Annotated in this window: 15 protein-coding genes; all 15 read left to right on the top strand. The window is 66.5% G+C overall.

Features of this window, described 5'->3' with window-relative positions; translation table 11 throughout:
• Window positions 1–85 precede the first annotated feature (85 nt).
• On the top strand, window positions 86–553 hold the full coding sequence (gene gspG / locus B7X30_RS02790) for a type II secretion system major pseudopilin GspG (protein ID WP_286728871.1): 468 nt from the start codon (window positions 86–88) through the stop codon (window positions 551–553).
• Window positions 528–1,145, top strand: coding sequence for a pilus assembly FimT family protein (locus B7X30_RS02785; RefSeq protein WP_286728870.1), 618 nt, complete (start codon window positions 528–530; stop codon window positions 1,143–1,145). Before gspG ends, B7X30_RS02785 begins: the two co-directional genes overlap by 26 nt.
• 116 nt (window positions 1,146–1,261) lie before the next feature.
• Window positions 1,262–1,624, top strand: coding sequence for a type II secretion system minor pseudopilin GspI (gene gspI, locus B7X30_RS02780; RefSeq protein WP_321164557.1), 363 nt, complete (start codon window positions 1,262–1,264; stop codon window positions 1,622–1,624).
• Window positions 1,625–2,374: a PulJ/GspJ family protein gene (locus B7X30_RS02775; RefSeq protein ID WP_286728869.1), complete on the top strand. Its 750-nt coding sequence runs from the start codon at window positions 1,625–1,627 to the stop codon at window positions 2,372–2,374.
• 73 nt (window positions 2,375–2,447) lie between these two features.
• Window positions 2,448–3,434 (top strand): type II secretion system minor pseudopilin GspK, encoded by a 987-nt coding sequence (gene gspK, locus B7X30_RS02770; protein WP_286728868.1) that lies wholly within the window; start codon window positions 2,448–2,450, stop codon window positions 3,432–3,434.
• A 94-nt stretch (window positions 3,435–3,528) separates the two neighbouring features.
• Window positions 3,529–4,722: a type II secretion system protein GspL gene (gene gspL / locus B7X30_RS02765; RefSeq protein WP_286728867.1), complete on the top strand. Its 1,194-nt coding sequence runs from the start codon at window positions 3,529–3,531 to the stop codon at window positions 4,720–4,722.
• Window positions 4,719–5,279, top strand: coding sequence for a type II secretion system protein M (locus B7X30_RS02760; protein WP_286728866.1), 561 nt, complete (start codon window positions 4,719–4,721; stop codon window positions 5,277–5,279). Before gspL ends, B7X30_RS02760 begins: the two co-directional genes overlap by 4 nt.
• Complete coding sequence (gene gspN, locus B7X30_RS02755) at window positions 5,280–6,197, top strand: type II secretion system protein N (protein WP_286728865.1); 918 nt, start codon at window positions 5,280–5,282, stop codon at window positions 6,195–6,197. It abuts the gene before it with no gap.
• Between the two features lie 64 nt (window positions 6,198–6,261).
• The gene (gspD, locus tag B7X30_RS02750; protein WP_286728864.1) at window positions 6,262–8,928 is read left to right on the top strand and encodes a type II secretion system secretin GspD; all 2,667 of its coding nucleotides are present in this window, start codon (window positions 6,262–6,264) and stop codon (window positions 8,926–8,928) included.
• Between the two features lie 13 nt (window positions 8,929–8,941).
• Complete coding sequence (gspE, locus tag B7X30_RS02745; protein WP_013107166.1) at window positions 8,942–10,366, top strand: type II secretion system ATPase GspE; 1,425 nt, start codon at window positions 8,942–8,944, stop codon at window positions 10,364–10,366.
• 14 nt (window positions 10,367–10,380) lie between these two features.
• Window positions 10,381–11,595 carry a type II secretion system inner membrane protein GspF gene (gspF, locus tag B7X30_RS02740; RefSeq protein WP_286728863.1) on the top strand — a complete coding sequence of 405 codons (1,215 nt, stop codon included), beginning with the start codon at window positions 10,381–10,383 and terminating at the stop codon, window positions 11,593–11,595.
• 3 nt (window positions 11,596–11,598) lie between these two features.
• Window positions 11,599–12,513 (top strand): 5'-nucleotidase, encoded by a 915-nt coding sequence (locus B7X30_RS02735; RefSeq protein ID WP_286728862.1) that lies wholly within the window; start codon window positions 11,599–11,601, stop codon window positions 12,511–12,513.
• A 100-nt stretch (window positions 12,514–12,613) separates the two neighbouring features.
• Entirely contained in the window at window positions 12,614–13,111 is a 498-nt protein-coding gene (gene tpx / locus B7X30_RS02730; RefSeq protein ID WP_156053557.1) for a thiol peroxidase, read from the top strand.
• A gap of 79 nt (window positions 13,112–13,190) precedes the next feature.
• Entirely contained in the window at window positions 13,191–14,126 is a 936-nt protein-coding gene (locus B7X30_RS02725) for a branched-chain amino acid transaminase (RefSeq protein WP_276705899.1), read from the top strand.
• Between the two features lie 32 nt (window positions 14,127–14,158).
• A complete protein-coding gene (locus tag B7X30_RS02720; protein WP_286728861.1) occupies window positions 14,159–14,359 on the top strand; it encodes a zinc-finger domain-containing protein in 201 nt (66 codons plus the stop codon).
• The last annotated feature ends 6 nt before the right edge of the window (window positions 14,360–14,365 follow it).

Here is a 14,365-nt window from a genome sequence, read left to right as displayed (position 1 = left end):
TCTTCGCGCCGTCTTGTTGCAACGAGTCATCAGCAAGGCGGAAAAACCGAGGGCGCGCCCGGCGCTTTTCAAAAGGTGGAAGTCGATGAATGATGGTTTGAAGGGGGTTTCATCCGAGGTGCTGCGCGTGCCCGCGGCCCGTCGCAAAGCGCGCGGTTTCACGCTGATCGAGCTCATGGTGGTGCTGGTCATCATGGGCGTGCTGGCGGCGCTCATCGTGCCCAACATCATGGGCCGCACCGACGAGGCGCGGCAAACGGCCGCCAAGACGGATATCGCCACCATCATGCAGGCGCTCAAGTTGTACAAACTGGACAACGGCATTTACCCCACCCAGCAGCAGGGCTTGCAGGCGTTGGTGGTCAAGCCCACCACGCCGCCGATTCCCAACAACTGGAAGCCCTATCTCGAAAAGCTGCCGACCGATCCGTGGGGCAACCCCTATCAATATCTCAACCCGGGCGTGAAAGGTCCGGTGGATGTGTTCAGCTACGGCGCAGACGGCAAACCCGGCGGAGAAGGGGCAAATGCCGACATTGGCAGCTGGCAATAAGCCCGGCTGCGTCCTGAGGGCAAGGCCGCCGCGCCAGCGGCGAGCGTGGGGGTTCACCCTACTCGAAATGCTGGTGGCGCTGATCATCGTGGGCATGGTCACGGCGATGGCGGCTTTTGCCTTGCCGCCTTCCGAAAATGCGCAGATGCAGCGTGAAGCGCAGCGGCTGTCGGCTTTGTTCGACGCCGCACGTCAACACGCCGCCGAAACCGGCGTGCCCCTGGCCTGGGCCAGCGGGCCGAGGGGCTATGCCTTCGTGCAGATCGGGCCGCAGGGCTGGGAGCCGGTGGACTCCGATCTGCTGCGTCCGCGGCTCTGGCCCTGGGTGGGCGGCGGCCGCGAAATTCCCCCGCAGGATTGGCGCGCCGCGCTAGGCGGCGAGCCGCGCGAGGCAGCCTACTCGCCAGGTACGGTGTCGGTGAGTCTGAGCGAGGGTGGGGTGCGCAGTCTGGGCACGCCGCCGAGTTGGTTGCTGTTCGGCTCCGAGCCGGTGGGCGGCCCGATCCGCCTCGTGCTGTCTGATGGCGCAGAGCGCGACAGCATCGAAACCGACGGCTTTGCGCCTTTTGTCGTAAGTCGAAGCCGATCATGATGTGCGGACCCCTTCGCGTTCCAGCGCCCCCATTGAATAGGTCGGCCCAGCCACCGGGCCGCCCCAAGGCTGGGCCAGCCCCCTCGGGGGGCAGCGCCGCCGCGTCAGCGGCAAGCGTGGGGGCAAGTTCCCGCGGATTCACCCTGCTCGAAGTGTTGGTGGCTTTGGCGGTGGTGGCCATTGCGCTGCTGGCGGCCATGCGTGCCGCAGGCGGCGTGGCCGACAATGCGCAGCGCTATCGCATGACCGTTCTGGCCGAGCAGTGCGCGCAGAATTTTCTGGTCGATCAACGCCTGAGCAAGACCTTTCTCGCAGTGGGACAGAGCACCAGCGCCTGCACGCAGGCGAATGTGCCGTTCACCGTGGCGGTGGATGTGATGCCCACGCCCAACCCCAACTTCCGCCGCGTGCAGGTCAACGTGCTCGATGCCAGCGGCTGGAGCGCGTGGCAGGTGGTCACCATCATCGGGAATCTGTAAGTGAACCGGGCGCTTGTTTCGGCACAGCGGGGTTTCACCCTGATCGAGCTGCTGGTCGCGGTCACCATTCTCGCGGTGGTGGCGGTGCTGGGCTGGCGCGGGCTCGACGCGGTGGCGCGCAGCCGCGACGACGCCAACCGCGCGTTCACCACCAGTTCGCGTCTGGCCGACGGCATGCAGCAGCTGGGCGACGACCTGCGCCATGCGGTGTCGCAAGGGCCCGGACTGCCTGCGGTGAGCGTGCTCGGCGGCGGGCTGTTCATCGTGCGCCGTCCCGCGCAACCCTTGGGCGGCGATGTGCGCGCCGATGTCGGCGCGGGCGTCGGCCTGCCGCCGAATGCGGGCGAACTGCAGGTGGTGCGCTGGACGGTGCAGGACGGCGCGCTCAAGCGCAGTGCCAGCGCGCCCACCGATAGCCGCGCCGTCTTGCAGGCGGCCTTGCAAAACTCCACCGCGCCTTTGCTGACCATTCTGCCTGGCGTGGTGAGCATGCAGATCCAGTTCTATCGCTACGCCGGTATCGGGCTGCTGCAGCAATCGGGCGCCTGGGTCAATGCCGGTACGGCGGCCAATGCGGCTAACGCCAGCAGCAACACGCCGGCCGCATCGGCCAGCGCCGCGGCGGCCGCAGCCAACACGCTGGCCGCCAACGCGACGACCCCGGCGGCCGTGCGCCTGCAACTGCAGTTCGCCGACAAGCCGCTGACGGGCGATTTGCAGCGCGACTTTTTGCTGGATGACCGCGAATGAGCGCTCCGCACGGCCGCTCCGAAGGAGCGCTCAACTCCCTTGGGGAGTCGAGCCTAGCGAGGAGGGTGGTCCAGTGAGGCGCGCAACCCAGTATCAAGCCGGGCATCAAAGCGGCGCGGCGCTGATCACCGCCATGCTGATTGCCGCGCTGGCTGCGGTGATGGTCTCGGGCATGTTCTGGAGTCAGTGGAGCGCCATCGCCCGCGAGCAGACCGCGCGCGAACAGACGCAGGCGCGCTGGATTTTGCGCGGCTCGATCGACTGGGCGCGGCTGATTCTGCGCGAAGACGCCATGACCTCGACGGCCGATTACCTCGGCGAGCCCTGGTCGGTGCCGCTGGCCGAGGCGCGGCTGTCGACCTTTCTCGCCGCGCGCGGGCAAGACAGCGCGGGTCTGCCCGACGCCTGGCTCGAAGGGCGCATCGTCGATGCGCAAAGCCGTTTCAATCTGCGCGATCTGGCTCCGGCCGGGACGATCGATCCGCAGGCGCTGCTGGCCTTCCAGCGCCTGTGCGCCGCGTTGCAACTGCCGTCCAATGTGGCGGCCACCATCGCCAATGGCGTGGCGGCGAGCAACCCCATCGGCGCTGCGGCGCTGACAAATGTTGCAAATTCGCCACTGCCGCTGCAGCAATTGCAGGATTTGGCGCGGCTGGGCCCCACCGTGGCGCAGGCCCTGCCCAAGCTCGCCTCCGCCGTCACCCTGCTGCCGCAGGCCACGCCGGTCAACGCCAACACCGCCAGCCCGGAGGTGCTCGCTGCCGTGCTCGGGGTGAGTGCCGATACGGCGCAGGCCTTGGTCGAGGCGCGCAAGCGCGCGTATTTTCGCAATCTGGGCGATATTTCAACCCTGCTGCCGCAAGGCGCAACCGTCAATCCGCAACTGGTGAGCGTGGCCACCGGCTACTTCGACGCCATTGCCCGTGTGCGCATCGACAAGCTGGAATACGCCGAACGCGCGCTGATTCAGCGGGCCGGGGTGTTTTCGCAAGTGGTGCGCATCCAGCGCGTGCCCCCCTGGTTGGCGGCTGCCCCTGAGGTCGAACAGGGAGCAAACTGATTTCTCTCGCAAAACGCGATTGAAGAATGCATTCCAACATCGCGTATTTCCTGTACCTTTACTGCAACAAAGCCTCTCTACAATCGCCGCCATCATGCAAACCCTGGTTCTCCGCCTGCCGCCTCTGGCTACCGCGCACCCGCTGCCGGAGCTGGAGTACGTGCTGCTGAGCGCCAACGGCAAACTGCAATCGGCCGGCCGGGAGCAAGTTGCGCTGCTGCCGCGTGGCGCCCGGGTGGTAGCCGTGGTCGATGCGCTCGACGCCTCGGTCATGGCGGCGACGCTGCCCGCCATGGCGCCTTCCCGGCTGCAGGCCGCACTCAACGGGGCGCTCGAAGACCGTCTGCTGCAGGACGCGGGGCAACTGCATTTGAGTGTCGGGCCGCTCGCCGAAGACGGTAGCGTCACGCTGGCCTGTGCGGTGCAAAAGGCCGCGCTGCAGCAGGCGATTGCCGATCTCGCTCAGGCCGGGCAGGAGCCGGAGAAAATCGTTCCCGAAGCCGCCTTGCTGGCACCGGGCGACGCGCTGCTGCAAACTTCCGGGCAAGGCCCGCGTCTGCTGTGGCGCGACCTACAGGGCGAGGCGGCCTGGTTGCCTCTCATTCTCGCGGCTGACGCCGCCGCGCCGCAGGCGCTGCCACTGCCCGTCGCGCCCGAACATCTCTGGGTGCAAGATCAGGCGCAGCCCCAACTCAGCTGGCTCGATCTGCCGCCCGGACTCACACCGGCCACGCTCAGCGACGCCGGCTGGATGGCGCGGGCAGCGCAGTCGCCGTGGAATCTGCGGCAGTTCGACCTGGCGCCCAAACACGCGCTGTCGCGAGGTTGGGCCGGGGTGATGGAGCAACTCACCACACCCGCCTGGCGACGTGTCGGTGCCCTGCTGGGGCTGCTGGCGGTGGTGCAGTTGGTGGGCATGAATGCCGCCGCGTTCAAACTTTCACGGCAGGAAAGTCAGTTGCGACAAAAGCTCGACGCCACGGCGGCCGAGGCGCTGCCCGGTGTGCCCGCCATTCTCGATGCGCGCCTGCAGGTGCAGCGCGCGCTCAACGACGCGCGCCTGCGCACCGGCCGTCCCGGAGACGGCGATCTCGACGTGCTCATGGGGCGCGCCAGCGTGGTGGTGCCGCCGGGCATCGTGCCCACGGTGCTGAAATTCAGCCCGGGCCAGTTGCAGCTCAGTCTGCCGGGTGACGCGGCCGCGCAGGCGGCAGCAAGGTGCACTCCGGCCGGCCTGTCCTGCGTGGCGCAGGGCGATGTGCTGAGTGTGACGGGAGCGGCGCAATGAGCGCGACGCAAGGCGGCCGCATGGCGACGTTGTCGGGGCTCTGGTACCGGGGCCTTCCTCAGACGGTGGCGCTCGGGCGTCAGCGCTGGGCCGCCATGTCGCCGCGCGAGCGCGTGCTGATCGGCTCTGCCGCAGTGCTGGTGCTGGTTGCGCTGCTGTGGCTGCTGGCGATCAAACCCGCTTGGCATACCCTGCAAACCGCGCCGCAGCGCATCGTCAGCCTGCAGCAGCAGTTGCAAACCCTGCAGCAGGACGGTCAGCAGATCGCCGCTCTGCGCAGTGCGCCTTCCGCCCCGGCATTCAGCGGCGATCTGCAGGCGGCCATCGTGGCCTGGTTCAAGCGTGTCGATCCGGGCGCCAAGGTTCAGGCGCAGGTGCTGCCAGGCGAGGTGACTCTGGATCTTTCGGCATTGCGACCAGCCACTCTGGCGGCACTCGCGCAAACGGCGCGACGCGACTGGTCGGCACAGGTGGACGGCGCCGATCTCAAGCGCGGCCAGGACGGCGCGCTCAGCGGCACGGTGCATCTGTCGCGGCAAGGATCGGGTGGCGGATGAATGGCCAGCGCACCCAAATCCACCGACCCGGCGCGCGCTGCGGCGTCTTCCGGCAAACGCTCGTCCAAGTCATTGTCACGCGGGCGTTCATCATCCCGCAAACCGGTCAAACGCCAACGCGCCTTCAGCCGCCGCTGGTTGTGGCTGGCGGCTTTGCTCGGCGTGCTGTGGGCGCTGCTGTGGCAGGCACCGGCCAGCTGGCTGAGCGCGGCGGTGTGGAAGGCCAGCGGTCAGCACGTCTTGCTCGCTCAGGCGCAAGGCACCTGGCGCGACGGCTCGGCGCTGCTGGTGCTCGAAGGCGGGGCGGGCAGCCGCGGCGCCACCGTGCTGCCCGGCACCTTGCACTGGAGCATCGGTCTGGGCAATCTCTGGCGCGGCCGACTGCTGGCGCAGATCGACTGGCCCAAGGTCTCGCCGCAGCCGCTGCAGATCAGCACCCAGCTCGGCTGGTCGCAGACCACCGTGGCGCTGCGCCCGGCGGGCGGCGCGCCGGATGCCCCCTGGCAGGGCATGCTGCCGCTATCGGTGCTCGACGGGCTGGGCACTCCCTGGAATACCGTTGCGCTACGGGGACAGGCGCAATTCACCTTGCGTGGCCTGCTCCTAGAATCGGTCGCCGGGCGGATGCGGATCGGGGGGCAGGTGCAGATCGATCTGCCGGATGTGGCATCCCGCCTGAGTGTGGTGGCGCCCATCGGCAGCTATACCCTGAGCATCACCGGGCAGGGCGCCGATGCGCAAGTCGAGTTGCGCAGCGACAAAGGGCCCCTGCTGTTGCAGGGCAAAGGGGTCTGGAACGGTCAGGCCCTGCAGTTTCTCGGCACCGGCCGGGCGGCGCCCGGCAACGAAGCGGCGATGGCGAATTTGCTGTCGCTCCTCGGACGTCGCGAGGGTGACCATGTGCGAATCGCCATTTGAATTCGACTGAATTCGACGACACTCCGACCGCCACAGAACACGACAAGAATCAAGGAACGCCGTGATGCATCCCGACTTGAACCCCAACTCTCATGCCCGCAGCGGGATCAGCCGCAGGATCGGCCGCGCGGTGGCCTTGCTGCTCGTTCCTTTGCTCATGCTGCAACCGGTGATGGCGCAGGCGCCCTCGGGCATGGCGGGCAAGACCGATCAAGCCAAACGCAGCGCCAATGGGGATCTCACCATCAACCTGGTCAACGCCGACATCGCCAGCGCGGTGCAGGCGGTGGCCGCGGCAACCGGGCGCAACTTCATCGTCGATCCGCGGGTGAAGGGCCAGGTCACTATTCAATTCGAAAAACCGGTGCCGCCGCAGAAAGTCTTCCAGGCGCTGCTCACGCAGTTGCGCCTGGCCGGCTTTGCCGTGGTGGAGCATGACGGCGTGTTTCAGGTCGTGCCCGAGGCCGACGCCAAGCTGCAGAGCGGGCCGGTGGGCGTCGGGCTGGCGCCTTCTCACATTCCCGGTCGTGGCGATCAGGTGGTCACGCAGATCTTCCAGTTGCGCAATGCCTCGGCCAGCAGCCTGCTGCCCGTGTTGCGGCCGCTGATCTCGCCCAACAACACCATCAACGTCAGCCCCTCCGGCAATGCGCTGGTCGTGACCGACTATGCCGACAACCTCAAGCGCATCGCGCGCATCATCGCCGCGCTCGACGTGCCCACCGGCACCGAAGTCACCGTCGTGCCGCTGACCTACGCGGTGGCCAGCGATCTGGCGCCCACGTTGCAAAAGCTCATCGACATGCAGACGGTCACCTCGAGCGGCCCGGGCACCCCCGGTGTGCAGGCAGCCGTCGCTGGCAGCGGGGCCATGCGCGCAGTCATCCTGCCCGAGTCGGCCAGCAACTCGCTGATCGTGCGGGCCACCAATGGCGCGCAACTCGCCGAGATCGAGCAGATGATCCGCCGCCTCGACCGGCCGCAAAATGATCAGGACAACATCCATGTGGTCTATCTGCGCAATGCCAATGCGGCCGATCTGGCGCGCACCCTGCGCGGGGTGCTGGCCGCGCAAGGCACGGGCAGCGCCGCGGGCGGGCAGTCGCAGACCAAGCCGCAGGGGGGATCGCAGTCGATGAGTGGCGGCAGCAACAACAGCAACTCATCTTCTTATGGGTCGTCCGGCGCCACCAGCCCGGGGCTGGGCCAGGCGCCGGAATTCGCCGCCACCAGCAACGACTCGACGGTGACCTTGCCGCAGGGCGGCACGGTTTATGCCGACAACTCGCTCAATGCCCTCATCATCAACGCGCCGCAGCCGGTTTACATGCAATTGCGCCGGGTGATCGAGCGGCTCGACGTGCGCCGGGCGCAAGTTTATGTCGAGGCGCTGATCGCCGAGGTCGACGCCAACAAGGCGGCGCAACTCGGTATTCAGTGGCAGGCCATCGCCGGCAGCGCGGGCAATCAGAATGCCATCATCGGCGGCAGCAATTACGGCACTGGCGGCTCGAACATCATCAATCTGCAGGCGGCCATTTCCGGCGGCGGCAGTTCGGCGGCAACGGCGCTCGCCAGCGGTTCGCTGGCCATCCCCAATGGTCTGAACATCGGCATTCTGCACAACGTGGCGGGCATGGCCACGCTGGGTCTGCTGGCGAACTTTCTGCAGACGCAGGACGGCGCCAACATTCTTTCCGCGCCCAACCTGATGACCCTCGACAACGAAGAGGCCAAGATCGTTGTCGGCCAGAACGTGCCCTTCGTCACCGGCCAGTATGCGCAAACCGGATCGAGCGCCACCGTCACGCCGTTCCAGACCATCGAGCGCAAAGACGTCGGCCTGACCTTGAAAGTGCGGCCGCAGATCACCGCGGGCGGCGCGATCAAGATGGATGTCTATCAGGAGGTGTCGAGCATTTCCAGCACCACCAACGCGGCGGGCATCATCACCAACAAGCGCTCCATCCAGACCGCCGTGCTGGTCAACGACGGCCAGACCATCGTGCTCGGGGGGCTGATGCAGGACAACGTGAGCCAGAACAACAGCAAGATTCCGGGTCTGGGCGACATTCCCGGGCTGGGCGCGCTGTTCCGCTCCAATTCGCGCACGGCGCAGAAGACCGATCTGATGGTGTTCCTGCGGCCTATCGTGGTGCGCACCGAAGATCAGGGCAACGCGCTGAGCCAGCAACGCTACGACACCATGCGCGGCATGCAGGACAGGGCGCAACTGCCCGCGCAGTTCGGCATGCCCGAGATGCCGGGGCCGGTGCTGCCGTCCCTTCAAGGCGATACGGGGGCAGCGCCCACGCCCCCCATGTCGCTGGGCGCAGCCAGCAGCGCTGCTGCGGCGCCCTCTACCTCTACCTCGCCCACGTCCCTCGCCATGCCACCCGCTGCGCCCGGTGCAGCCAATGCCCTGCAGAGCCTTCAGGCGAAGAGCAAGGCTGACGCGACCGTGGTGGAACTCGGCTTTTCTCAGCCCCTGGCCGCCCCGCCCACCGCATTCACCTTGAGCGATCCGATTCGGCTGGTGCTCGATTTTCAGGGCGCCCATTCGCAGCTCAGCAGCAAGAGCCAGAGCTTTGATCTGGGGCCGCTGCAGTCTGCCAGCGTGGTTGATGACCAGGGCAAGACCCGGGTGATTTTCAACCTGACTCAGACCACGCGCTACGTCACCGAGGTGCAGGGCAAGCAACTGCGCGTCATCCTCACGCCGCAGCACTGAACGACCGCTCGCCATGTCCGTGCGTCATCCCTTGCCCTATACCTTCTGCCGCGACCAGGCGGTGCTGGCCGAAGACGACGGCCAGGGCGTCGAACTCTGGATGTGCGAGGCCACGCGGCCCGCGGCGCTGGCCGAGGTGCAGCGCCAGCATGTGCTGTGCGCGGTGCACCGCACCACCGCTGAAGACCTGCAGGCGCGCATCGGCGCGGCCTACGCCGCCCGCGATGGCAGCGCCGCCTCGGTCATCAGCGAAGTGGAGGGCGACGTCGATCTAGGCCGGCTGATGCAGGACATTCCCGCGGTGGAAGACTTGCTCGAAGCCGCCGACGACGCGCCCATCATCCGCATGCTCAATGTGCTGTTCACTCAGGCCGCGCGCGAAGGGGCTTCCGACATTCACATCGAGCCCTATGAAACCGCTTCGGTGGTGCGCTTTCGCGTGGACGGCACGCTGCGCGAAGTGGTGCGGCCCAACAAGGCGCTGCACGGCGCGCTGATTTCGCGCATCAAGATTCTTTCGCAGCTCGACATCGCCGAAAAGCGTCTGCCGCAGGACGGCCGCATCGCCCTGCGCATCGGCGGCCGCACCCTCGATGTGCGCGTGTCCACCCTGCCTTGCGCGCATGGCGAACGCGCCGTGCTGCGCTTGCTCGACAAATCGGCGGCGCGGCTGAATCTGCGCGCCGTGGGCATGGCGCCCGATATGCTCGACCACTTCGATGCCCTCATTCGCGCGCCGCACGGCATTTTGCTGGTCACCGGCCCGACCGGCAGCGGCAAGACCACCACGCTTTACTCGGCGCTGAGCCGGCTCGATGCCAGCACCACCAGCATCATGACGGTGGAAGACCCGATCGAGTACGACCTGCCTGGCATCGGCCAGACGCAGGTCAACGCCCGCATCGACCTCACTTTTGCCCGCGCTCTGCGCGCCATCCTGCGGCAAGATCCCGACGTGGTGATGATCGGCGAAATCCGCGATTTCGAAACCGCGCAGATCGCCATTCAGGCCTCGCTCACCGGCCACCTGGTGCTCGCCACTCTGCACACCAACGACTCCGTCTCGGCCGTCACCCGCCTAACGGACATGGGCGTCGAGCCCTTTCTGCTTGCCTCTTCGCTGCTGGGCGTGTTGGCGCAGCGGCTGGTGCGCCAGCTCTGCCCGGCCTGCAAAGTGCCGTCGCCTGATGGCCAGGGTTTCGTGCCCGTGGGTTGCCCCGCGTGCAATCACACCGGCTACACCGGGCGTACCGGCGTGTTCGAGCTGTTCGAAGTGGACGACGGTCTGCGCGCCGCCATTCACGCCCGCGCCTCCGAGGCCGAGTTGCGGCGCCTGGCCCAGGCCACGGGGATGCGCAATATGCGCCAGGACGGGCAACGCTATATCGACACCAGCATCACCAGCCTGGCCGAGTTGCTGCGCGTGACGCGTGATTGAATTTCTGCTCCACCATGCCCGCCTACCGTTTCACCGCCCTTGACACCGCAGGCGCCGAACAGTCCGGCGTGCTCGAATCCGACAGTGCCCGCGGCGCCCGCACCCTGTTGCGCAGCCGCGGGCTCATTCCGTTGCAGGTCGAAGGCATTCACGAAGAAGCGGCGCAGGCCAGCGGCCGCCGGTTTGCGCGCCGGGTGTTCAACAACCAGGAACGCACCCTGTTCACCCGCCAGATCGCGGGCCTGTTGGTGTCTGGCCTGCCGGTGGAAAAAGCCCTTGCCGCCCTGGCCGAAGATGCTGACCGAGCCGAAATCGGCAATCTGCTTTCCAACCTCAAAAGCGAAGTCTCCGCCGGACACAGCCTGGGCGACGCGCTGGCTCAGTATCCGCGTGAATTCAAGCCCATCTACCGCGCGCTGGTGAGTGCTGGTGAAGACAGTGGCGACCTGGGTCTGGTGATGGAGCGGCTGTCCGACTACCTCGAAGACCAGCAGGCGCTGCGCGGCAAGCTGGTGCAGGCCTTTGCCTATCCGGCCATCGTGGTGCTGGTGGCCGTCACCGTGGTGGTGCTGCTGCTCACCTACGTCGTGCCGCAGGTGGTCGGCGTGTTTCAGGGCGCGCACCAGAAGTTGCCGCTGCTCACCCTCGGCCTCATCGCCGTGTCCGATTTCATGCGGGCATGGGGCTGGCTGATTTTGATCGTGCTCGCGGTTGGCGCCGTCGTGTTCGCGCAGGCCATGAAGCTGCCGGGACCGCGTCTGGCGTTCGACGCCATGATGCTGCGCAGCCCGCTGTTCGGACGGCTGATCCGCGGCATCAACACCGCGCGTTTCGCCAGCACCTTGGGCATTCTGGGTGCGGCGGGCGTGCCCATCCTGCGCGCGCTGCAGGCCGCTGCAGACACGCTGAGCAACAGCCTGCTCAAGGCCGACGCCGAAGAGGCCATCGCCCTGGTGCGCGAGGGCGCAACGCTGGCGCAGTCGCTGGCGCTGCACAAGCGCTTTCCGCCCGTGCTCATCACCTTCATCCGATTGGGCGAGCAGACCGGCACGCTGCCGCAGATGCTCGACCGCGCCGCCGTGCAGCATGCGCAGGAAGTGCAGCGCCGCGCCATGACCCTGACCACCATTCTGGAGCCGCTGCTCATTCTGGTGATGGGCGGCATGGTGCTGCTCATCGTGCTGGCCGTGATGATGCCCATCATCCAGATGAACAACCTGGTGAAATAAGTCATGCCTGCCGATTTGAACGACCGCCTGGTGGTGGCGATTTCCTCCCGCGCCCTGTTCGATTTCGAGGAGGAGAACCGCGTGTTCGAGCAGGCCGACGACGCCGCCTACATGCGGCTGCAGCTCGACCGGCTGGAGCGCCCGGCGCAGCCCGGCGTGGCGTTCCAACTGGTACGCAAGCTGCTGGCCTTCAACACCAGCGACGCCCAGCGCGACCGGGTGGAAGTGGTGCTGCTGTCGCGTAACGACCCGGTGTCCGGGTTGCGGGTGTTCAATTCCGCCAAACACCACGGCACGCCCATCGAGCGCGGCGTATTCACGCGGGGCCGCGCGCCCTATCAATATCTACACGCTTTGCAGGCCCATCTGTTTCTGTCGGCCGAGCCAGACGATGTTCGCGCTGCGCTGCACGCCGGGTATCCGGCGGCGCAGGTTTACCCCGAGTCGGCGCGTGCGTCCGAGGCGCATCCCGATGAAGTGCGCATCGCCTTCGACGGTGACGCGGTGCTGTTTTCAGACGAAGCCGAGCGTGTTTTCCAGACCGAAGGTCTGCCCGCCTTCCAGCAGCACGAAGCCCGCAAGGCCGCGCTGCCGCTGCCGCCGGGGCCATTCAAGCCTCTGCTCGAAGCCCTGCACCGCCTGCAAAGGGCCAGCGCCGATGGCTCCACCCCCATGCGCCTGCGCACCGCGCTGGTCACCGCGCGCAGCGCTCCGGCGCACGAGCGCGCCGTCCGCACCCTGATGCACTGGAACATCACCATCGATGAAGCCATGTTTCTCGGCGGGCTGGATAAGGGGCCGTTCCTGCGCGAGTTTCAGCCCGATTTTTTCTTCGACGACCAAGCTGGGCATGTGCAATCCGCCGCGCGTCATGTGCCCTCGGGGCAGGTGCACGCCGCAGTCACGCGCAAGTCCTGAAGACCGCTCGGCCCGAGCAGCCGCCGCCTGAAAAAAAGTCGCTGCGCCTCTACCATGCCAAGCTCTGTCACTCGCTGACGACACCTCGAAGGAGACTCGCATGGCCACCACCCATCTGCAGGGCAACCCCGTTCCCACCAGCGGCGAATTGCCCGCCAAAGGCAGCAAAGCCCCCGATTTCCGCCTGACCGACAAAGACCTGGCCGACCGCACCCTGGCCGACTTCGCGGGCAAGCGCAAGGTGCTCAACATCTTCCCGTCCATCGATACGCCCACTTGCGCGCAGTCGGTGCGCACCTTCAATGCACGGGCTAGCGACAAGGCCGACACTGTGGTGCTGTGCATTTCGGCCGATCTGCCCTTCGCCCAGGCCCGCTTCTGCGGCGCCGAGGGGCTGGACAAGGTGGTCAACCTCTCGGAAATGCGTGACCGCAGTTTCGCCCAGGCCTACGGCGTGGGCATCGCTGGCGGCCCGCTTGCCGGGCTGTGCGCCCGCGCCGTGGTCGTGCTCGACAAGGACAACACCGTACTGCACACCGAGCTGGTGAACGAAATCGCCCACGAGCCCAACTACGACGCGGCGTTGGCGGCGCTGTAAGGCAGCCGACTCCGCGTGGCGTGTGTTTGCCGCGCGGAGTTTCTAGAATGGTTCTTTTATTCTGCGGAGACAACACATCATGGTCATGCCCACATCCATGTCGGATCGCGACGGAAAAATCTGGATGGACGGCCAGTTGGTGGAGTGGCGTGATGCCAAAGTCCACGTTCTGACCCACACCCTGCACTACGGCTGCGGCGCCTTCGAGGGCGTGCGGGCTTACAAGACCGACAAGGGCACGGCCATCTTCCGCCTGCGCGATCACACCGAGCGCCTGTTCAACAGCGCCAAGATTCTGCGCATGGAGATTCCTTTCACCATCGAGCAGGCTATGCAAGCCCAGATCGACGTGGTCAAGGCCAACGGTTTCGACTCCTGCTACATCCGCCCGCTGACCTGGATCGGCGACAAGAAGCTGGGCGTTTCGCCGCGCGGCAACACCATTCATCTGATGATCGCAGCGTGGCCGTGGGGCGCCTATCTCGGCGAAGAGGGGCTCAAGCGCGGCATTCGCGTCAAGACCAGCAGTTACACCCGCCACCATGTGAACATCACCATGTGCAACGCCAAGGCGGTGAGCAATTACACCAACTCCATTCTGGCGAATCTGGAGGTCACGGGCGACGGCTACGACGAAGCGCTACTGCTCGACCCGCAGGGCTTTGTGAGCGAGGGCGCGGGCGAGAATATTTTCGTCGTGCGCGAAGGCGTGCTCTACACCCCCGATTTGTCTTCGGGCGCGCTCAACGGCATCACGCGCAAAACCGTGTTCGCCATCTGCGAAGACCTTGGCCTGACCATCAAGGAAAAGCGCATCACCCGCGACGAGGTTTACATCGCCGACGAAGCCTTCTTTACCGGCACGGCGGCCGAGGTCACCCCCATCCGCGAGCTCGACGGCATCACCCTCGGCCCCGGGTATCGCGGCCCGATCACCGAGCGCATCCAGAATGCTTTCTTCGACATTGTCGGCGGCCGCAATCCCAAGTACGCAGGCTGGCTGTCTGCGGTTTGACGACGCAATCCCTCACTGATCGAGACCCGCCTATGAGCGCCATTCCCAAGCCCGACATGCCCGTGGTCGAACTCAAGGCCAAGGACCTGCCCGCGTATTGCCCCAACCCCAATATGCCGATCTGGAGCAGCCATCCGCGCGTATTCATCGACGTGACGCACGGCGAAGCGGCCTGCCCTTACTGCGGCACCCGCTACCGTCTGGCCGAAGGCGAAGTGGTGCACGGCCATTGAGTGCGC

Source organism: Thiomonas sp. 13-64-67, from assembly GCF_002282795.1.
Classification (GTDB): Bacteria; Pseudomonadota; Gammaproteobacteria; order Burkholderiales; family Burkholderiaceae_C; genus Thiomonas; species Thiomonas arsenitoxydans.
Note: the sequence above shows the minus strand (reverse complement) of the source record. Positions and strands in the feature narration are given on the sequence as shown.